Raw genomic sequence first — 18,077 nt, 5'->3', positions numbered from 1 at the left:
ATGCGCGCCACTCGGCGATTGCGCCACACCCTCAGAGGTCGTGTTCCGAGGCATCTTTCGGCAAGGAAGTCCCTCAGGGCGGGAAGTACACCATCTTGATCACGTTCAACATCAGTCAGTGGCGCGCTTGGGCGCCGGGCCTCGAGTCGGCTGCCGACTGGCAGGCCTGGAGCGCCGCGCCGTGCGTGCCCGAAGCGGGCGAGCACGCCCCTGATGTGGCGTTCCTGCCCGCCCTGCAGCGCCGCCGCCTGAGCCGCCTGGCACGCATGGCGTTCAGCGTCGGCTGGCCGCTGGCCGAAGGCCTGGAGGCACTGCCGCTGGTGTTCGTGTCGCGCCACGGGGAAACCCCGCGCACCCTCGAGATTCTCAGCGACCTGGCCGCCGCGCAACCGCTGTCGCCCACCCAGTTCAGCCTGTCGGTGCACAATGCAGTGATCGGCCTGTGGTCGATCCTGCGCAACGAGACCGCCGAGATGACCGCACTGGCTGCGGCCGGCGACGGTTTCGAGCAGGGCCTGGTCGAGGCCGCCGCACTCCTGCACGAGGGCGCGCCGGCCGTGCTGCTGATCATCACCGAAGAACAACCGCCACAGGCCTACCGCCAGTGGATCGACGACGTACCGTTCCCCTATGCCCTGGCATTGCTGCTGACCCCGGGCGAGCAATGGACGCTTCGTCTGAGCGATACGCCCCACGCCTCAGCCCCCACGCCGTGGCCCCATGCCCTGAATTGGCTGCGCAACTCGCTGAGTGGCGCCACTACCTGCACCCATACCTGGAACCGTCGTACATGGAACTGGCAACGCACGCTTTGAACACGCCGCGCGACGCCTATTACTGGCGTCTGCTGGCCACCGCCGCAAGCTTCTGCCTGTTCGGCATCGGCGGATTGTGCCTGCGCGTGCTGGTGTTCCCGCTGCTGGCCTGCCTGCCGGGCGATGCGCAGGTGCACCGGCGCCGTGCGCGGGCGGTGGTGAGCCGGCTGTTCTGGCTGTTCATCCGCTTCATGTGCCGCACCGGCGTGCTCACCTACAGCGTCAGCGGCGCCGAGCGGCTCGGCCGGCCCGGGCAGATGATCATCGCCAACCACCCGTCGCTGATCGACGTGGTGTTCCTCATCGGCCTGGTGCGCGATGCCAACTGCGTGGTCAAGCAAAGCCTGTGGCAGAACCCCTTTACCCGTGGCCCGGTGCGCTCCACCGGCTACATCAGCAACGACGGCAGCATGGACATGCTCGACACCGCCGTCGAGGCACTGCAAGGCGGCCAGACCCTGATCATCTTCCCCGAAGGCACCCGCACCCAGCCGGGCCAGGCACCGGCCTTTCATCGCGGCGCTGCCGCCATCGCCCTGCGCGGTGCGCGGATCATCACCCCGGTCGCCATCACGGTCAGCCCCACCACCCTGACCAAAGCCGAGCCCTGGTACCGCATTCCCGCACGGCGCGTGCACTTCAGTTTGCGCGTGGGTGCCGATATAGAACCACACACCTTTGCCGCCGCAGGTCCTGCACCGCAAGCCTCGCGTCGTCTGAACGACTTTCTGCATCAGCATTTCATCAAGGAGCTCGCCACAGATGAGCCAGCAAGACCTTAACCATGACATCAAGCTGTTGATCATCGAGGCCCTGGGCCTGGAAGACATCGGTGCCGACGACATCGACAACGATCAGCCGCTGTTCGGCGAAGGCCTGGGCCTGGATTCGGTCGACGCCCTGGAACTGGGCCTGGCGATCCAGAAGCGCTACGGCATCAAGATCGACGCCGACGCCAAGGACACCCGCAATCATTTCACCAGCGTGGCCAGCCTTGCGGCTTTCGTCACCGCCAAACAGGCAGCCTGAGACCGCATCATGCAAAACCGCGAAGACATCTTCACCACCCTGCGCGACGCGCTGGTCGAACTGTTCGAACTGGACCCGGCGCGCATCAGCCTGGACTCCAACCTGTACCAGGACCTGGAAATCGACAGCATCGACGCCGTCGACCTGATCGACCACATCAAGCGCCAGACCGGCAAGAAGATTGCCGCCGACGACTTCAAGGCGGTGCGCACCGTCAATGACGTGGTCGAGGCCGTGTACCGCCTGGTCAACCCGGCGGCATGAACCGCCTGATCGGCCTCGGGCTGCTGCTGGCCGGTCTGCTGTACCCCTTTGCGGTGTATTTCGGCATGGCCCACGTGGCCCCCTGGCAGTTCGGGCTGTTGCTCGGCGGCCTGTGGCTGGCCCGCGCGCTGACCCACCGCAGCCAGCCCGGCGGGCGCTGGATGGCCCTGGCGGCCATCGCGTTCTGCGTGCTGCTGGCGGTGTTCGACAGCCCGCACCTGCTGCGCTGGTACCCGGTACTGATCAGCGCCTTCCTGCTGGCGGTGTTCGGCACCAGCCTGAAGGTCGGCCCACCGATCGCCGAACGCCTGGCGCGCCTGAGCGAACCGGAGCTACCGGCGGTGGCGATCCCCTATACGCGCAAGGTGACCCAGGCCTGGAGCCTGTTCTTCCTGCTCAACGGGTTGATCGCCGCGGCACTGACGCTATGGGCACCGCTGAGCTGGTGGACGCTGTACACCGGGCTGATCGCCTACGGGCTGATGGGCCTGCTGTTTGCCATTGAATGGCTGATACGACAACGCGTACGAGGACGCTCATGAAATGGATCAACCTTGAGCACCTGCTGCACCCGACCGACGCCCCGCGTACGGTTACCTTCGCCCCGGCACTGGACCACACCGGGGTGTGCGAGCGGGCCCTGCAACTGGCCGGCGGCCTGCACCAGCGCGGCGTAACGCGCCTGGCCGTGCACCTGGAAGACGCCGCCGACCTCGCCGTGGCCCTGCTCGGTGCCTGGCGCGCAGGCGTGCACGTGCTGCTGCCGGCCGACCTGCAGGCCAACACCCGCCAGCGCTGGCAGGCCGAGGTGGACCTGTGGCTGACCGACCAGGCAGGCGACACGCAGTGGGACACACTGCTGGGCAGCCCACTGGCCGCCGCCGACCTGAACCTGGACACGCCGCTGCTGAGCCTGTGCACCTCCGGCTCCAGCGGCGAGCCCAAGCGCATCGAGAAAAACCTGCGCCAGCTGGCCAGCGAAGTGCTGGGCCTGGAGCAACTGTGGGGCGCGCAGCTCGGGCAGGCCTGCATGATCGGCAGCGTCGCCACCCAGCACATCTATGGCCTGCTGTTTCGCGTGCTGTGGCCGCTGTGCGCCGGGCGCAGCCTGGTGCGTCGGCAGTTGCCGTTCCCCGAAGACCTGCAACGCGCCAGCCGCGAGCATCCGGCGTTCGCCTGGGTGGCCAGCCCGGCGCTGCTCAAGCGCATGGGCGACAACCTCGACTGGCCGGCGCTGAGCCGGGTGCGCCGGGTGTTTTCCTCCGGTGGCGAGTTGCCGGCCGCTGCCGCCCAGGCGCTGCAGCAGCGCCTGGGGCAATGGCCGTGCGAAATTCTCGGCAGCTCCGAAACCGGCGGCATCGCCTGGCGCCAGGGCGGCACGCTCTGGCAGGCATTCGCCGACGTGCGCCTGAGCCAGAACGAACACGGCGCGCTGTGCATCGCCTCACCTTATCTGCCACCCGGCCACCTCGAACACAGCATGGATGCCGTCGCGTTCAGCGACGATGGCCGCTTCAGCCTGCTCGGCCGCCTGGACCGCATCGTCAAGCTCGAAGAAAAGCGCATTGCCCTGCCGATGCTCGAACAGGCGCTGCTCCAGCACGCCTGGGTCGAAGATGCGCGCCTGGCCGTGGTGCAGGAAAACCGTGCCTCGCTCGGCGCCCTGCTGGTACTCAGCCCGGCCGGCCTGCACGCCCTGCGCAACAGCGGCCGTCGCACCGTCACCGAGGCCCTGCGCCAGCACCTGGCCGGGCACTGCGAAGCCATCGCGCTGCCGCGCCGCTGGCGCCTGCTGCGCCAACTGCCGTTCAACGCCCAGGGCAAGCTGCCCCAGGCCGACGTGCAGGCACTGCTGCTGGCGCCACGCCCCAAGGGCCCGGAGGTACTTGGCCAGGTGCGCGAAGGCGACGAACTGCGCCTGCAACTGGCGGTGTCGGCCGACCTTGCCTACTTCAACGGGCACTTTCCCAGGACCCCGGTGCTGCCCGGCGTGGTCCAGGTCGACTGGGCCCTGGCCCTCGGCCAGCCACTGTTCGACCGGCCACGGCGCTTCGCCGGCATGGAAGTGCTCAAGTTCCAGCAACTGGCGCGCCCCGGCGACGTACTCGAACTGAGCCTGCGTTTCGATGCCGAACGCGGCAAGCTCTACTTCACCTTCAGCAACGCCGGCGCACCCTGCTCCAGCGGGCGCATCGTGCTGGAGGCCGTGGATGCATAAGCCGTGTGCGGTGATCCCGGTGTACAACCACGAGCGCGCGGTGCCGGCGGTGGTCGCCGACCTGCTGCGCGCCGGCCTGCCCTGCGTGCTGGTCGACGACGCCAGCAGCCCGGCCTGCGCCCAGGTGCTGCAGCAGCTGGCCACACAACCCGACATTCATCTGGTGAGCCTGACGCTCAACCAGGGCAAGGGGGGTGCGGTCATGGCCGGCCTGCGCGAAGCCGCACGCCTGGGCTTCAGCCACGCCTTGCAGGTGGACGCCGACGGCCAGCACGACCTGGGCGACGTGGCGCGCTTTCTGGCGCTGTCGCGCCAGCACCCGCAATCGCTGGTGTGCGGCTACCCGCAATACGACACCAGCGTGCCCAAGGGCCGCCTGTATGCGCGCTACCTGACCCACGTGTGGGTGTGGATCAACAGCCTGTCGCTGCAGATTCCCGATTCGATGTGCGGCTTTCGCGTGTACCCGCTGGAGCGCACCTTGGCGCTGATCAACTCGGTCAGGCTGGGCCGACGCATGGACTTCGACCCGGAGATCCTGGTGCGCCTGGCCTGGCGCAACCAGCCGATGCAGTGGCTGGCGACCAGGGTGCATTACCCGCAGGATGGGCTGTCGCACTTTCGCCTGTTCCACGACAACGCGCTGATCTCGAAAATGCACACCAAGCTGTTCTTCGGCATGCTGCTGCGCGCGCCCGTGATCCTGTGGCGACGGTGGCGGCCATGAGCGAGCAACGGCACTGGGCCGCCCACCAGGAGCGCGGCAGTTTCTGGCTGATGAAGCTCACCGCCTTCGGCGTGCGCGTGCTCGGCCGGCGCCTGCTCAGCCCGATCCTGTATGGCATCGTGCTGTACTTCTTCATCTTCGCCAGCAAGGCCCGCCACAGCGTGCGCGAGTACCAGCAGCGCCTGGCCCGGTGGAGCGGGCAGCCGCAACTGCGCCCCACCACGCGCCGCGTGTTCGGCCAGTTCATGGCCTTCGCCGATGCGCTGCTGGACAAGCTCGACGTATGGAACGGCAAGCTGGGCATCGAGCAGATCGAGATCGTCGACCCGGCGCACCTGCGCACCCAGCTGCGCGCCGAGCGCGGGCAGATGCTGGTGGGCGCGCACCTGGGCAACCTGGAGGTGTGCCGCGCGCTGGCCGAGCTGGGCGAGCAGGTGACCATGAACGTGCTGGTGCATACCAAGCACGCCGAGCGCTTCAACCGCCTGCTGGGCGAGGCCGGGGCCACACACCTGCGCCTGATCCAGGTCAGCGAGCTGGACCCGGCCATCATGCTGCAACTGAGCCAGCGCCTGGAGCGCGGCGAGTGGCTGGCGATTGCCGGCGACCGCGTGCCGCTGCACGGCGGGCGCACCGTGCGGGCCGACTTCCTCGGCCATTCGGCGGCCTTCCCGCAGGGCCCGTGGCTGCTGGCCGGGCTGCTCAAATGCCGTACCAACCTGTTCTTCTGCCTCAAGCAGCACGGCCGCTACCAGGTGATCCTCGAACCGTTCGCCGAGGCCATCCAATGGCGCCGCGGCCAGCGTGACCAGGTGATCGCCGACTGTGCCGGGCGCTACGCCGAGCGCCTGGGCCATTACTGCCTGCAGGCACCGCAACAATGGTTCAATTTCTACCCTTTCTGGAAGACCGATGACCAAGCCTGAACTGGAGCCGATCACCTTCGGCGAGTCGCCCCTGTCCATCGAAGCCGTGCTGGCCCTGGCCAGCCGCCAGGCGCCGACGCGCCTGCAGGACGACGCCGAATACCGCGCACGCATCGCCCGTGGCGCGCAGTTCCTCGACTCGCTGCTGGACAAGGAAGGCGTGATCTACGGCGTCACCACCGGCTACGGCGACTCCTGCGTGGTGGCCGTGCCGCTGGAGCACGTCGAGGCCCTGCCACAGCACCTGTACACCTTCCATGGCTGCGGGCTGGGCAAGCTGCTCGACGCCCAGGCCACCCGTGCGGTGCTGGCGGCGCGCCTGCAGTCGCTGTGCCACGGCGTGTCCGGGGTACGTGTGGAGTTGCTGGAGCGCCTGCACGCGTTCCTTGAACACGACATCCTGCCGCTGATCCCCGAGGAAGGCTCGGTGGGCGCCAGTGGCGACCTGACCCCGCTGTCGTACGTGGCCGCCACCCTGTGCGGCGAGCGCGAGGTGCTGTACAAGGACGAGCGCCGCAGTGCCGGGGACGTGCACCGCGAACTGGGCTGGCAGCCGCTGGTGCTGCGGCCCAAGGAAGCCCTGGCCCTGATGAACGGCACCGCGGTGATGACCGGCCTGGCGTGCCTGGCCTTCGCCCGCGCCGACTACCTGCTCAAGCTGGCCACGCGCATCACCGCGCTCAACGTGGTAGCGCTGCAGGGCAACCCCGAGCACTTCGACGAGCGCCTGTTCGCCGCCAAGCCGCACCCGGGGCAGATGCAGGTGGCCGCGTGGCTGCGCCAGGACCTGGCCATCGACGCCCCCACCGCGCCCCTGCATCGCCTGCAGGACCGCTACTCGCTGCGCTGCGCGCCGCATGTGCTGGGCGTGCTGGCCGACAGCCTGAACTGGCTGCGCGGCTTTATCGAAATCGAGCTCAACAGCGCCAACGACAACCCGATCATCGATGCCGAGGCCGAACGCGTGCTGCACGGCGGGCACTTCTACGGTGGGCACATCGCCTTTGCCATGGACAGCCTCAAGACCCTGGTGGCGAATGTGGCCGACCTGCTCGACCGCCAGCTCGCGCTGCTGGTCGATGTGCGTTACAGCCATGGCCTGCCGAGCAACCTGTCGGGGGCGCCGGCCGAGCGTGCGATGCTCAACCACGGTTTCAAGGCGGTGCAGATCGGCACCAGCGCCTGGACCGCCGAAGCGCTCAAGCACACCATGCCGGCCAGCGTGTTCTCGCGCTCCACCGAATGCCACAACCAGGACAAGGTGAGCATGGGCACCATCGCCGCCCGCGATGCCCTGCGCGTGCTGGAGCTGACCGAGCAGGTCGCCGCCGCCACCCTGCTGGCCGCCAACCAGGGCGTCTGGCTGCGCAGCCTCGAAGCCGACGCGCGCAGCCTGCCGCCGGCACTGGCGGCGATGCACGTGCAACTGCGCGAAGACTTCGCCCCGGTGATCGAGGACCGTGCGCTGGAAGGCGAGCTGCGCCTGTGCCTGCAACGCATCGCCAGCCAACACTGGAGGTTGCATGCGTAGTCAGGGCGTAATGCACGTCGACACCGAGATCCTGGTGCCGTTTTTTGACGTCGACAGCATGCACGTGGTGTGGCACGGCCACTACGTCAAATACCTCGAAGTGGCACGCTGCGCGCTGCTCGACCACCTGGGCCACAACTACCAGCAGATGCAGGCGGCAGGCTTTGCCTGGCCGGTGATCGACCTGCAACTGCGCTACATGCGCGGTGCCACCTTCGGCCAGCGCCTGAACGTGCGCGCCAGCCTGGTGGAATGGGAGAACCGGCTCAAGATCAACTACCTGATCAGCGACCTGGCCACCGGCGAGCGCATGACCCGTGCCAGCACCGTGCAGGTGGCGGTCGAGATCGCCAGCCGCGAGATGCTGCTGGCCTCGCCCAGGGTGATGGTCGATGCGGTGCACAAGGTGCTCGGATGAAAAGCGTGCTGCGTAGCCTTACCCTGATCGGCCTGCTTGGCTGCGCGTCGCTGGCCCAGGCATTCGGCCTCGACGAGCTGAGCCGCCAGTTGGGTGAGCCTGCCGTGATCAAGGGTGCGTTCATTCAAAAGAAGCACCTGCGCGCCCTGCCCCAGCCGCTGGTGAGCAAGGGCGAGTTCGTGCTGGCCCGCGACCATGGCCTGCTGTGGCTGCTCAAGACGCCGCTGCAACAGGACTACCGGCTCGACGCCAAGGGCATCGCCCGGCGCGATGCCAACGGCTGGCAGAGGCTGCCGGGCAAAAGCGCCGGGGCCGAGCAGAACCGGCTGTTCTTCGCCGTGCTGCAAGGCGACAGCAGCGGCCTGCAGCGGGATTTCGACCTGAACCTGAACGGCACTGCCGAGCACTGGCAACTGCAACTGACCCCGCGCTCGCTGCTGCTCAAGCAGGTGTTCACCCGCATCGACATCGCCGGTGGCCGCTACGTGGAACAGATCCAGCTGCTTGAAACCCAGGGCGACAGCACCGTGCTGCGCATGCCGGCAAGCACCCAGGCCGCCGCCCTGACCGACGCGGAGCACACCGATTTTGCCGACTGAGCGCCTGCTGCCGCGCCTGTTCACGCTGCTGTTGCTCGGCGTGCTCGCCCTTGCCGGCTGGCAATGGCACAGCGGCGCGCCGCTGTCGGCCGACCTGATGACCCTGGTGCCCGGCGCCACCCAGGACCCGCTGGTGCAGCGCGCCGAACAGCGCATGCAGGCGCCGCTGAACCGCGAGATGCTGGTACTGGTCGGCCACCCCGAGCGCGACCAGGCGATTGCCCTGGCCCAGCGCCTGAGCGGTGAATGGCAGGCCAGCGGGCTGTTCGAAAAGGTCCAGTGGAGCCTGCAGGCCGATCTCGATGCGCTGCGCAAGCAGTTGCTCGACGGGCGCGTAGCCATGCTCGCCGCCAGCGACCGACAGGCCCTGATCAACACACCGCACGCCTTTATCGAACAGCGTGTACAGCGCCTGTACGACCCCTTTGCCGGCTTCAGCCTGGTGCCCAGCCAGGACGACTGGCTGGGCCTGACCGGCCTGATCCAGAACAGCCAGCCCAAGCCCGCCGCAGTAGAGCTGGACACCGCCAGTGGCGCGCTGCTGGCCGAAGCCGACGGCCAGCACTGGGTGCTGCTGCGCGCACGCACGCTGGGCAATGCCTTCGACCTCAGGCTGCCGCTGCAGGTCGCCGACCTGCTGGCGCAGTCACGCGATCAGGCGGCCCAGGTGGGCGGCCAGTTGCTGGCCGCCAGCGGCCTGCTCTACGCCGCCAATGGCCAACGCCAGGCCAGCCAGGAAATCACCTGGGTCGGCGGCGGCGCCACCGTCGGTATCCTGCTGTTGCTGTGGCTGGCGTTTCGCCGCGCCCGCGTGCTGCTGGCCTTCGTGCCGGTGCTGGTGGGCATGCTGTTTGGCGCAGTGGCCTGCGTGGCGCTGTTCGGCCAGATGCACGTGATGACCCTGGTGCTGGGTTCGAGCCTGATCGGCGTGGCCGTCGACTACCCGCTGCATTACCTGTCCAAGAGCTGGAGCCTGCGCCCGTGGCAGAGCTGGCCGGCGGTGCGGCTGACCTTGCCGGGCATGAGCCTGAGCCTGGCCACCAGCTGCATCGGCTACCTGGCGCTGGCCTTCACCCCGTTCCCGGCGCTGACCCAGATAGCGATCTTCTCCGCCGCCGGCCTGGTCGGCGCCTACCTGGCCGCAGTGTGCCTGCTGCCTGCGTTGCTCAAGGGCATGACGCTGGAGCCGGCGCACTGGCCGCTGCGTATCGCGCAGTGGCTGCTGGCGCTGCGTCAGCGCCTGCTGAACAAGGTCTCCAGCCCCTGGCTGCTGGCGCTGCTGATGCTGTTCTGCGCCGGTGGCCTGTGGCAGCTGGACAGCCACAACGACATCCGCCAGTGGGTTGCCAGCCCGCCGCAACTGCAAGCCGAGGCCCAGGCCGTGGCGCGCATTACCGGTTACCAGCCCACCAGCCAGTTCTACCTGGTGCGCGGTGCCGACCAGACGCAATTGCTTGAACGCCTGCACAGCCTGTCCAGCCGCCTCGACGAACTGGTCGAACTGGGCAAGCTCAAGGGCTTCATGAGCCTCGATCGCCTGGTGGCCAGCCAACCGGAACAGCAGCGCCTGCGCGAGGCATTGGCCAACCTGCCGGCCCACTGGCAGCCGCTGCTGGCGCTGGGCGTGCCGGTGGCTGCGCTGCAGGCGGAGCTGGGCCAGTTGCAGGCGCTGGCGCTGCAGGATATCGACCAGGCCCTGGCCGGCCCGCTGGCCGAGCCGTGGCGCACCCTGTGGCTGGGCGCCGATGCCCAGGGCGTGGCGGCTGTCGTCAGCCTGCAGGGGCTCAACGACCCGGCGCTGCTCAACCTGCAGAGCGAAGGGCTGCAAGGGGTGCAACTGGTCGACCGGCTCGGCGAGCTGAACCGCCTGTTCAGTGCTACCCAGATCAGCGCCGCCGAACTCAAGCTACTGTCCTGCGCACTGATCGTGGTGCTGCTGGTGCTGCCGTTCGGCCTGGGCGGTGCCCTGCGCATCGTCGCCCTGCCGCTGCTGGCGGCGCTGTGCAGCCTGGCGAGCCTCGGCTGGCTGGGGCAGCCACTGACGCTGTTCAGCCTGTTCGGGCTGCTGCTGGTGACCGCGATCAGCGTCGACTACGCGATCCTCATGCATGAACGCATCGGCGGCGCCGCGGTGAGCCTGCTCGGCACGCTGCTGGCGGCGGCCACCACCTGGCTGTCGTTTGGCCTGCTGGCGGTGTCGGGTACCCCGGCGGTAAGCAATTTCGGCCTGGCGGTCAGCCTGGGGCTTGCCTTCAGCTTCCTGCTTGCCCCATGGGCGGCCACCGACAAGGAGGCCGCCAGCGCATGACTGTCCTGCTGTTCTGGTTGTTCGCCCTGCTGTTGTTCGGCATCGCCAGCGAGCTGGGCCGTCGCCTGGGGCTGATCCCGATCGTCAGCCAGTTGCTGCTGGCCGCCCTCGGCCTGCCACTGCTGATGCTGCTGTGGGTCGAGCCGCACTGGCAGCTCACGGGCGCCGCACTGATCGCGCCCACCTGGCTCAAGACCCTGTATGGCGCCAGCTTCGCCCTGCTGCTGGGGCATATCCTCAGTGACGTGGTGGAGCTCAAGGTCGACCGCCAGAGCCTGAAGATCGCCCTGCCGAGCTTTCTGGTGCCGTTTGCCGCGGGCCTGGCCTGCGGCACCTGGCTGCTGGGCGAACAGCCGTGGCTGACCACCCTGGCGCTGGGCCTGGTGTTCGCAATCACCGCGATCCCGGTGCTGTACCTGTACCTGCGCCATATCGACTACCCGCCGGCGGCCGCGCGCCGCCTGATGCAGTCGGCGATCCTGATCGACCTCACCTGCTGGCTGCTGTTCGGTCTGGGCCAGGGCAGCCTGAACCCCTTGAGCCTGCTGCTGCCGCTGCTGGGCGCCGGGGTGCCGCTGGTGCTCCATGCCCTGCGCATCCGCCAGCCGCTGGTGTACAGCCTGGGCTTTTTCGCCCTGCTGTTCGTGGCCGAACACTACAGGCTCAATGCGCTGATCTTCGGCATCGGCTACCTGGCCTGCATGGCCTGGCGCAAGATCAGCCTGCGCATGCCGCTATCTCCCACCTGGATCAAGCGCCTGCAGAACGGCGTGGCGATCCCGCTGATCCTCACCTTCGGCATCGTGCAGATCGACCTGCACGATGTGCTGCAAGGCTTCGACCTGCTGCAACTGGGTGCCCTGCTGCTGGCGCCGATCGTCAGCAAGCTGCTCGGCAACTGGCTGGGGCTGAGCTGGGCCACGCCGTCGTTCGCCGGGGCAAGCAAATGGCGCGAGAGCCTGCTGCTGAACATTCGCGGCCTGAGCGAAATCGTGTTTCTCAACCTGCTGCTGCAACAACACCTGATCAGCCCGGCGCTGTACTTCGCGCTGATGCTGATGAGCCTGGTCGCCACGCTGATGCCTGCGCTGGCCGGGTTGCACCGCATCCCCATGACTACTCTCCCCACGGCACGGAGGCCACATGCCGAACGCTGAACTGCAACAACACCCGGTGCTGATCATCGGCGCTGGACCGTCTGGCGCCATCGCCGGCGCCCTGCTCAAACGCCAGGGGCACGATGTACTGATCATCGAGCGCCAGCGCTTCCCGCGCTTCTCCATCGGCGAGAGCCTGCTGTCGCACTGCATCGACTTCGTCGAAGAGGCCGGCATGCTCCCGGCCCTGGAGGCCGCCGGCTTCCAGCGCAAGAACGGCGCGGCCTTCGCCTGGGGCGAGGAATACAGCGCGTTCGACTTCGGTGAAACCTTCAGCAATGGCCGTCCGACCACCTTCCAGGTGCAGCGCGCGCGCTTCGACCAGTTGCTGGCCGACCAGGCCGCGCTGCAGGGCGTGCAGATCCGCTACGAGCAAGAGATCGTCGGCGCCGACTTCGAGCGCCCGCGACCGCAGGTGCAGGTCCGTCGCCTGGACGGCAGCGCGTACACCGTGGAGGCCGGCTTCGTGCTCGACGCCAGCGGCTACGGCCGCGTGCTGCCGCGCCTGCTGGACCTGGAGGCGCCGTCGAACTTCCCGGTGCGCCAGGCAGTGTTCACCCACATCGAAGACCGCATCGAGCATCCCGGTTTCGACCGCGACAAGATCCTGATCACCACCCACCCCGAGAAACGCGACATCTGGTTCTGGACCATTCCGTTCAGCGATGGCCGTTGCTCGCTGGGCGTGGTGGCCGCGGCCGAGCACTTTGCCCAGGCCCCCGCCGACCTGGATGAATGCCTCAAAGCCTTCGTCGCACAGACCCCAAGCCTGCACAAGGTCCTGGCCAACGCCGTGTGGGACACCCCGGCACGCACCATCGGTGGCTACTCGGCCAACGTGAAAAGCCTGCACGGGCCGGGTTTTGCCCTGCTCGGCAACGCTGCCGAGTTCCTCGACCCGGTGTTCTCTTCGGGCGTGACCATCGCCATGCGCTCGGCGAGCATGGCCGCCGGCCTGCTCGACCGCCAGCTCAAGGGCGAAGCGGTGGACTGGCAAACCGAATTCGCCGTACCGCTCAAGCGTGGCGTGGATACCTTCCGCGCCTACGTCGAGGGCTGGTACGACGGCAGCTTCCAGGACGTGATCTACCACCCGGCCAGCTCGCCGGAAATCCGCGCCATGATCAGCTCGATCCTGGCCGGCTACGCCTGGGACATGAGCAACCCGTTCGTCAGCGAACCGCAGCGGCGCCTGCGCATGCTGGCGCAGGTCTGCGCAAGGCCGACGGCATGAGCGAGCCGACGTTCCTGAGCAAGACCTACGTCGAGGAAACCCGCTTCGGCTTCTGGTTCCTGCGCAGCCACACCTGGCAGCACCACGTGCTGCGGGTGGCGATCGACGACCTGCGCGGGCTGTTCGACAACGAACCGCCCCAGGCACCGGTGGTACTGGACGTGGGCTGCGGCCAGGGCAAGTCGTTCCAGTACCTGCAACGGGTATTTGCCCCGGCACGCCTGCTGGGCACCGATGCCGACCCGCACAGCCTCGACCTGAGCGCAGCCGAGGCACGGCGCCTGGGCCTGGATGTGGAACTGCGCGGCAGCGACTGCGCCGCGTTGCAGTTCGACGACGCCAGCGTCGACATGGTCTTCTGCCACCAGACCTTCCACCACCTGGTGGAGCAGGAAAAAGCCCTGGCCGAGTTCTGGCGCGTGTTGAAGCCTGGCGGCTACCTGCTGTTTGCCGAATCCACCGAGGCCTACATCGACACCTGGGTGATCCGCTGGCTGTTCCGCCACCCCATGCACGTACAGAAAAGCGCCGAGGGCTACCTGGGCATGCTGCGTGACCAGGGCTTCGCATTCGACACCCACAACGTCTCGTACCCGTACCTGTGGTGGAGCCGTTCCAGCGACTTCGGCCTGCTCGAACGCTTCGGCCTGCGCACGCCGCCACCAGTGGGCCAGCGCGAGGAAACCCTGGTCAACGTGGTGGCGCGCAAACCGTTGCAGGCGCACACCCCATGAAACGCCTGCTGCTGATACTCGCCTTCGCCTGGCTGGCCGGTTGCACCAGCCACCCGCCATTGCCCGCGCAGTTGCCGACGCTGGCCTTGCCGCTGCAACTGCATGTGCAGCGCGAGCAGGCCGGCCAGCGCCAGGACTGGCTGCTGGTGATCCAGCAGGAAGACGCACGCCTGCGCTGGTCGCTGCTCGACCTGCTGGGCATGCCCCAGGCGCGCCAGTTGCTGCAGGACGGCACCTGGCAGGCCGACGGCCTGTTGCCGCCCAATCCAGCCGCGCGCGAGCTGTTCGCCGCGCTGCTGTTCGCCCTCACGCCGCAATCCAAGCTGCAGCGCGCCTACCCCACGGCGCAGCAGCAGGGCAATCAACGCCACCTGGGTAGCCGTTGGTCAGTCACCTATGGCCAGTCGGGATCATTGCGCTTGAACCTGGAGCAAGGCCTGCGTTATCTAGTCAGCCCCCTACCCAGCGAGAACACGCCATGACTGCCTACCTCAATGCCCTGGGCCTGGTGTGTGCCCTGGGCCGCGACCAGGCCGAGGTGGCGCGCCGCCTGTTTGCCGGTGACGGTTCGGGCATGCGTGAAGAACAGGGCTGGATACCCGAGCGCAGCGTGCCGGTGGGCGCCGTACAGGGCGAGTTGCTGGCATTGCCGCCGGCATTGCACGCCCACCACAGCCGCAACAACCAGCTGCTGTACGAAGCCGCCCTGCAGATCGAGGCGCCACTGCGCCAGGCCCTGGCTCGCTACGGCAATGGCCGTGTCGGGGTGGTACTGGGCACCAGCACCTCGGGTATCGGCGAGGCCAGCGAAGGCATCGCGCATTACCTGCGCGAGCAGCAGTTCCCGCCCAGCTACGACTATCACCAGCAGGAGCTGAGCGCGCCCGCCAACTTTCTGGCCGAGTGGTTGCAGAGCAGTGGCCCGGCCTATGTGATCTCGACCGCCTGCACCTCCAGCGCCCGTGCCCTGATGAGCGCACGTCGCCTGCTCGAGATGGGCCTGTGCGATGCGGTGGTGTGCGGTGGGGTCGACAGCCTGTGCCGGCTGACCCTCAACGGCTTCAGCGCCCTGGAAGCGGTCAGTGCGCAGCGCTGCAACCCGTTCTCCGCCCACCGCAACGGCATCAACATCGGAGAAGCCGCGGTGCTGTTCCTGATGACCCGCGAACGCCCCGACCAAGGCCCGGCGATTGCCCTGCTGGGCGCTGCGGCCAGCTCCGACGCGCACCACATCTCGGCCCCCGAACCGACCGGCAAGGGCGCCCTGCAGGCCATGCGCACGGCACTGGCCGATGCCGGCCTGGCCCCGGCACAAATCGACTACCTGAACCTGCACGGCACCGCCACGCGCCACAACGACGCCATGGAGAGCCTGGCCGTGGCGCAGTTGTTCGCACCCACGCTGGCGTGTTCCTCGACCAAGCCCATGACCGGGCATACCCTGGGCGCTGCCGGCGCGCTGGAAGCAGCGTTCTGCTGGCTGGCGCTGGCCCCGGGCAACGTCGAGGGCCACCTGCCGCCGCATGTGTGGGACGGGCAGCCCGACCCCGCGCTGCCGGCGCTGAACCTGATCGACCGCCCGTCGCGCCTGTCCGCCACGGGCGTGCGCCACCTGATGAGCAACTCGTTCGCCTTCGGCGGCAACAATGTGAGCCTGATTCTCGGAGACACGCCATGAACACCTGGCCCCTGGCCGAGCTGCTGCCGCACGCCGGCGACATGATCCTGATCGATCAGGTCGAGTCGTTCGACGAGGAGCAGATCCGCACCCGCCTGACCGTACGCCCCGGCGGGCTGTTCAACCGCGAGGACGGCAGCCTGCCGGCCTGGGTCGGTATCGAGCTGATGGCGCAGAGCGTCGCTGCCTATGCCGGCTGTCGTGCGCGCGAGCAAGGCAAAGCGGTGGAGCTGGGCTTTCTGCTCGGCACGCGCAAGTTCGAATGCAATGTCGAGCACTTCCCCGCCGGCGCCGAGCTGCAGGTGCACGCCCTGCGCTCGCTCGAAGACGAGAACGGCATGGGCGTGTTCGAATGTCACCTGAACGGCCCAGGCATCCATGCCCTGGCCCGCTTGAACGTTTTTCGCCCGCCACAGGCTGCGAGCTACCTCGCAGAACCGGGCCCAGAGGATTCGCCCCATGACTGACACCATCCTGGTCACCGGCTCCAGCCGTGGCATCGGCCGCGCCATCGCGCTGCGCCTGGCACGTGCCGGCTACGACCTGGTGCTGCATTGTCGCAGCGGCCGCGCCGAGGTCGAGGCGGTGGCCGAGGCCGTGCGCGCCCTGGGCCAGCAGGCGCGCATCCTGCAGTTCGACGTGTCCGACCGCGCCGCCTGCGCGGCCATCCTCGGTGAGGACGTCGAGGCCCACGGCGCCTATTACGGCGTGGTGTGCAACGCCGGCCTGACCCGCGACGGCGCCTTCCCGGCGCTGAGCGAAGAGGACTGGGACCAGGTGCTGCGCACCAACCTGGACGGTTTCTACAATGTGCTGCACCCGCTGAGCATGCCGATGATCCGCCGCCGCAAGCCGGGGCGCATCGTGTGCATCACTTCGGTCTCGGGGCTGATCGGCAACCGTGGCCAGGTCAACTACAGCGCCTCCAAGGCCGGTGTGATCGGCGCCGCCAAGGCCCTGGCGATCGAGCTGGGCAAGCGCCAGATCACGGTCAACTGCGTGGCGCCGGGGCTGATCGACACCGCCATGCTCGATGAGCACGTGCCGGTCGAGGAACTGCTGAAAATGATCCCCGTCCAGCGCATGGGCACCCCCGAAGAGGTGGCCGGCGCGGTGAATTTCCTGATGTCGGCCGAGGCCGCGTACATCACCCGTCAGGTGCTGTCGGTGAATGGAGGGCTGTGCTGATGAAACGTGTCGTGGTCACCGGCATGGCCGGCATCACCTCCCTGGGCAGCGACTGGGACAGCATCGCAGCGAACTTCGCCGCCAACCGCAGCGGCATCCGCCGCATGGATGAATGGGACCGCTTCGAGGAGTTGAACACGCGCCTGGCCGGGCCCATCGACGACTTCAAGGTGCCCGCCGCCTGGACCCGCAAGCAATTGCGCAGCATGGGCCGCGTATCGCGCCTGGCAGTGGCAGCAGCCGAGAACGCCCTGCGCGACGCCGGCCTGCTGGGCGACCCGATGATCCGTGACGGGCGCATGGGCGTGGCCTGCGGCTCGTCCACCGGCAGCACCGACGAGATCAAGGCGTTCGGCAACATGCTGCTCAACTCGGTGGCCGACGGCCTCAACGCCAACTCCTACGTGCGCATGATGCCGCACACCACGGCGGCCAACATCAGCATCTTCTTCGGCCTGACCGGGCGCCTGATCCCCACCTCCAGCGCCTGCACCAGCGGCAGCCAGGGCATCGGCTACGCCTACGAGGCAATCAAGTTCGGGCGCCTGCCGCTGATGCTCGCCGGCGGTGCCGAAGAACTGTGCCCCACCGAAGCCATGGTGTTCGACGCGCTGTACGCCACCAGCCTCAAGAACGACACCCCGCAAAAGAGCCCGCGCCCCTACGACAGCGGCCGCGACGGCCTGGTGATCGGCGAAGGTGCCGGCATGCTGGTGCTCGAGGAACTCGAACATGCCCTGGCCCGTGGCGCGCACATCCATGCCGAGATCGTCGGCTTTGGCAGCAATGCCGACGGCCAGCACACCACCCGTCCCGAGCAGGCCACCATGCGCCGCGCGATGGAACTGGCGCTGGAGGATGCGCAACTGGCGCCCGAGGCCATCGGTTACGTCAACGGCCATGGCACCGCCACCGAGCAGGGCGATATCGCCGAAACCCAGGCCACCAGCAGCCTGTTCGGTGCGCGCATGCCGATCAGCTCGCAGAAGAGTTTCTTCGGCCATACCCTGGGCGCGTGCGGTGCACTGGAGTCGTGGTTCAGCATCGAGATGATGAACCGCGACCAGTACGTGCACACGTTCAACCTGGACGAGGTCGACCCGCTGTGCGGCGCGCTGGACTACCTGCGCGGCGAATTCCGCCACCTGCGCAACGACCACGTGATGAACAACAATTTCGCCTTTGGCGGGGTCAATACTTCGTTGATCTTCCGCCGCTGGCACTGATTACCTACAACCTGCTGGAGAGAAT

The 18,077-nt window shown here is 67.9% G+C and carries 20 protein-coding genes; all 20 read left to right on the top strand.

Features of this window, described 5'->3' with window-relative positions; translation table 11 throughout:
• Positions 1–95 precede the first annotated feature (95 nt).
• From KUO17_RS19520 to KUO17_RS19425, 20 genes are read left to right on the top strand one after another with little or no spacing between them, the layout of a single operon-like run.
• Entirely contained in the window at positions 96–815 is a 720-nt protein-coding gene (locus KUO17_RS19520; protein WP_217977157.1) for a beta-ketoacyl synthase chain length factor, read from the top strand.
• The gene (locus KUO17_RS19515; RefSeq protein ID WP_217977156.1) at positions 791–1,597 is read left to right on the top strand and encodes a lysophospholipid acyltransferase family protein; all 807 of its coding nucleotides are present in this window, start codon (positions 791–793) and stop codon (positions 1,595–1,597) included. The genes KUO17_RS19520 and KUO17_RS19515 overlap by 25 nt, the downstream gene beginning before the upstream one ends.
• Positions 1,578–1,844 (top strand): phosphopantetheine-binding protein, encoded by a 267-nt coding sequence (locus KUO17_RS19510; protein WP_217977155.1) that lies wholly within the window; start codon positions 1,578–1,580, stop codon positions 1,842–1,844. Before KUO17_RS19515 ends, KUO17_RS19510 begins: the two co-directional genes overlap by 20 nt.
• Positions 1,845–1,853: 9 nt before the next feature.
• Positions 1,854–2,108 (top strand): acyl carrier protein, encoded by a 255-nt coding sequence (locus KUO17_RS19505; RefSeq protein ID WP_217977154.1) that lies wholly within the window; start codon positions 1,854–1,856, stop codon positions 2,106–2,108.
• Positions 2,105–2,650: a COG4648 family protein gene (locus KUO17_RS19500; RefSeq protein ID WP_217977153.1), complete on the top strand. Its 546-nt coding sequence runs from the start codon at positions 2,105–2,107 to the stop codon at positions 2,648–2,650. The genes KUO17_RS19505 and KUO17_RS19500 overlap by 4 nt, the downstream gene beginning before the upstream one ends.
• Positions 2,647–4,326 (top strand): acyl-CoA synthetase family protein, encoded by a 1,680-nt coding sequence (locus KUO17_RS19495; protein ID WP_217977152.1) that lies wholly within the window; start codon positions 2,647–2,649, stop codon positions 4,324–4,326. Before KUO17_RS19500 ends, KUO17_RS19495 begins: the two co-directional genes overlap by 4 nt.
• A complete protein-coding gene (locus tag KUO17_RS19490; protein ID WP_217977151.1) occupies positions 4,319–5,053 on the top strand; it encodes a glycosyltransferase family 2 protein in 735 nt (244 codons plus the stop codon). Before KUO17_RS19495 ends, KUO17_RS19490 begins: the two co-directional genes overlap by 8 nt.
• Complete coding sequence (locus tag KUO17_RS19485) at positions 5,050–5,979, top strand: LpxL/LpxP family acyltransferase (RefSeq protein ID WP_217977150.1); 930 nt, start codon at positions 5,050–5,052, stop codon at positions 5,977–5,979. The genes KUO17_RS19490 and KUO17_RS19485 overlap by 4 nt, the downstream gene beginning before the upstream one ends.
• The gene (locus KUO17_RS19480; RefSeq protein ID WP_217977149.1) at positions 5,966–7,510 is read left to right on the top strand and encodes an HAL/PAL/TAL family ammonia-lyase; all 1,545 of its coding nucleotides are present in this window, start codon (positions 5,966–5,968) and stop codon (positions 7,508–7,510) included. The genes KUO17_RS19485 and KUO17_RS19480 overlap by 14 nt, the downstream gene beginning before the upstream one ends.
• Positions 7,503–7,928, top strand: a complete 426-nt coding sequence (locus KUO17_RS19475) for an acyl-CoA thioesterase (RefSeq protein WP_217977148.1) — start codon at positions 7,503–7,505, stop codon at positions 7,926–7,928. The genes KUO17_RS19480 and KUO17_RS19475 overlap by 8 nt, the downstream gene beginning before the upstream one ends.
• Entirely contained in the window at positions 7,925–8,527 is a 603-nt protein-coding gene (locus KUO17_RS19470; protein ID WP_217977147.1) for an outer membrane lipoprotein carrier protein LolA, read from the top strand. Before KUO17_RS19475 ends, KUO17_RS19470 begins: the two co-directional genes overlap by 4 nt.
• Positions 8,517–10,835, top strand: a complete 2,319-nt coding sequence (locus KUO17_RS19465) for an MMPL family transporter (RefSeq protein ID WP_217977146.1) — start codon at positions 8,517–8,519, stop codon at positions 10,833–10,835. The genes KUO17_RS19470 and KUO17_RS19465 overlap by 11 nt, the downstream gene beginning before the upstream one ends.
• Positions 10,832–11,992, top strand: a complete 1,161-nt coding sequence (locus KUO17_RS19460; protein ID WP_217977145.1) for a cation:proton antiporter — start codon at positions 10,832–10,834, stop codon at positions 11,990–11,992. Before KUO17_RS19465 ends, KUO17_RS19460 begins: the two co-directional genes overlap by 4 nt.
• Positions 11,979–13,226, top strand: coding sequence for an NAD(P)/FAD-dependent oxidoreductase (locus KUO17_RS19455; protein WP_217977144.1), 1,248 nt, complete (start codon positions 11,979–11,981; stop codon positions 13,224–13,226). Before KUO17_RS19460 ends, KUO17_RS19455 begins: the two co-directional genes overlap by 14 nt.
• The gene (locus KUO17_RS19450) at positions 13,223–13,960 is read left to right on the top strand and encodes a class I SAM-dependent methyltransferase (protein WP_217977143.1); all 738 of its coding nucleotides are present in this window, start codon (positions 13,223–13,225) and stop codon (positions 13,958–13,960) included. The genes KUO17_RS19455 and KUO17_RS19450 overlap by 4 nt, the downstream gene beginning before the upstream one ends.
• Complete coding sequence (locus tag KUO17_RS19445) at positions 13,957–14,442, top strand: hypothetical protein (RefSeq protein WP_217977142.1); 486 nt, start codon at positions 13,957–13,959, stop codon at positions 14,440–14,442. The genes KUO17_RS19450 and KUO17_RS19445 overlap by 4 nt, the downstream gene beginning before the upstream one ends.
• A complete protein-coding gene (locus KUO17_RS19440; protein ID WP_217977141.1) occupies positions 14,439–15,638 on the top strand; it encodes a beta-ketoacyl-[acyl-carrier-protein] synthase family protein in 1,200 nt (399 codons plus the stop codon). The genes KUO17_RS19445 and KUO17_RS19440 overlap by 4 nt, the downstream gene beginning before the upstream one ends.
• A complete protein-coding gene (locus KUO17_RS19435; RefSeq protein ID WP_217977140.1) occupies positions 15,635–16,105 on the top strand; it encodes a hotdog family protein in 471 nt (156 codons plus the stop codon). The genes KUO17_RS19440 and KUO17_RS19435 overlap by 4 nt, the downstream gene beginning before the upstream one ends.
• On the top strand, positions 16,098–16,826 hold the full coding sequence (fabG, locus tag KUO17_RS19430) for a 3-oxoacyl-ACP reductase FabG (RefSeq protein WP_217977139.1): 729 nt from the start codon (positions 16,098–16,100) through the stop codon (positions 16,824–16,826). The genes KUO17_RS19435 and fabG overlap by 8 nt, the downstream gene beginning before the upstream one ends.
• Positions 16,826–18,052, top strand: a complete 1,227-nt coding sequence (locus tag KUO17_RS19425) for a beta-ketoacyl-ACP synthase (protein WP_217977138.1) — start codon at positions 16,826–16,828, stop codon at positions 18,050–18,052. The genes fabG and KUO17_RS19425 overlap by 1 nt, the downstream gene beginning before the upstream one ends.
• Positions 18,053–18,077: the final 25 nt, after the last annotated feature.

It is taken from the genome of Pseudomonas aegrilactucae, assembly GCF_019168305.1.
Taxonomy (GTDB): Bacteria; Pseudomonadota; Gammaproteobacteria; order Pseudomonadales; family Pseudomonadaceae; genus Aquipseudomonas; species Aquipseudomonas aegrilactucae.
This window is presented reverse-complemented; position numbering and strand designations above follow the sequence as displayed.

Bases quoted from the DNA above. Each gene is read 5' to 3' on its own strand.
- KUO17_RS19515 (WP_217977156.1), top strand. From the start codon at position 791: ATGGAACTGGCAACGCACGCTTTGAACACGCCGCGCGACGCCTATTAC.
- KUO17_RS19510 (WP_217977155.1), top strand. From the start codon at position 1,578: ATGAGCCAGCAAGACCTTAACCATGACATCAAGCTGTTGATCATCGAG.
- KUO17_RS19505 (WP_217977154.1), top strand. From the start codon at position 1,854: ATGCAAAACCGCGAAGACATCTTCACCACCCTGCGCGACGCGCTGGTC.
- KUO17_RS19500 (WP_217977153.1), top strand. From the start codon at position 2,105: ATGAACCGCCTGATCGGCCTCGGGCTGCTGCTGGCCGGTCTGCTGTAC.
- KUO17_RS19495 (WP_217977152.1), top strand. From the start codon at position 2,647: ATGAAATGGATCAACCTTGAGCACCTGCTGCACCCGACCGACGCCCCG.
- KUO17_RS19490 (WP_217977151.1), top strand. From the start codon at position 4,319: ATGCATAAGCCGTGTGCGGTGATCCCGGTGTACAACCACGAGCGCGCG.
- KUO17_RS19485 (WP_217977150.1), top strand. From the start codon at position 5,050: ATGAGCGAGCAACGGCACTGGGCCGCCCACCAGGAGCGCGGCAGTTTC.
- KUO17_RS19480 (WP_217977149.1), top strand. From the start codon at position 5,966: ATGACCAAGCCTGAACTGGAGCCGATCACCTTCGGCGAGTCGCCCCTG.
- KUO17_RS19475 (WP_217977148.1), top strand. From the start codon at position 7,503: ATGCGTAGTCAGGGCGTAATGCACGTCGACACCGAGATCCTGGTGCCG.
- KUO17_RS19470 (WP_217977147.1), top strand. From the start codon at position 7,925: ATGAAAAGCGTGCTGCGTAGCCTTACCCTGATCGGCCTGCTTGGCTGC.
- KUO17_RS19460 (WP_217977145.1), top strand. From the start codon at position 10,832: ATGACTGTCCTGCTGTTCTGGTTGTTCGCCCTGCTGTTGTTCGGCATC.
- KUO17_RS19455 (WP_217977144.1), top strand. From the start codon at position 11,979: ATGCCGAACGCTGAACTGCAACAACACCCGGTGCTGATCATCGGCGCT.
- KUO17_RS19450 (WP_217977143.1), top strand. From the start codon at position 13,223: ATGAGCGAGCCGACGTTCCTGAGCAAGACCTACGTCGAGGAAACCCGC.
- KUO17_RS19445 (WP_217977142.1), top strand. From the start codon at position 13,957: ATGAAACGCCTGCTGCTGATACTCGCCTTCGCCTGGCTGGCCGGTTGC.
- KUO17_RS19440 (WP_217977141.1), top strand. From the start codon at position 14,439: ATGACTGCCTACCTCAATGCCCTGGGCCTGGTGTGTGCCCTGGGCCGC.
- KUO17_RS19435 (WP_217977140.1), top strand. From the start codon at position 15,635: ATGAACACCTGGCCCCTGGCCGAGCTGCTGCCGCACGCCGGCGACATG.
- fabG (WP_217977139.1), top strand. From the start codon at position 16,098: ATGACTGACACCATCCTGGTCACCGGCTCCAGCCGTGGCATCGGCCGC.
- KUO17_RS19425 (WP_217977138.1), top strand. From the start codon at position 16,826: ATGAAACGTGTCGTGGTCACCGGCATGGCCGGCATCACCTCCCTGGGC.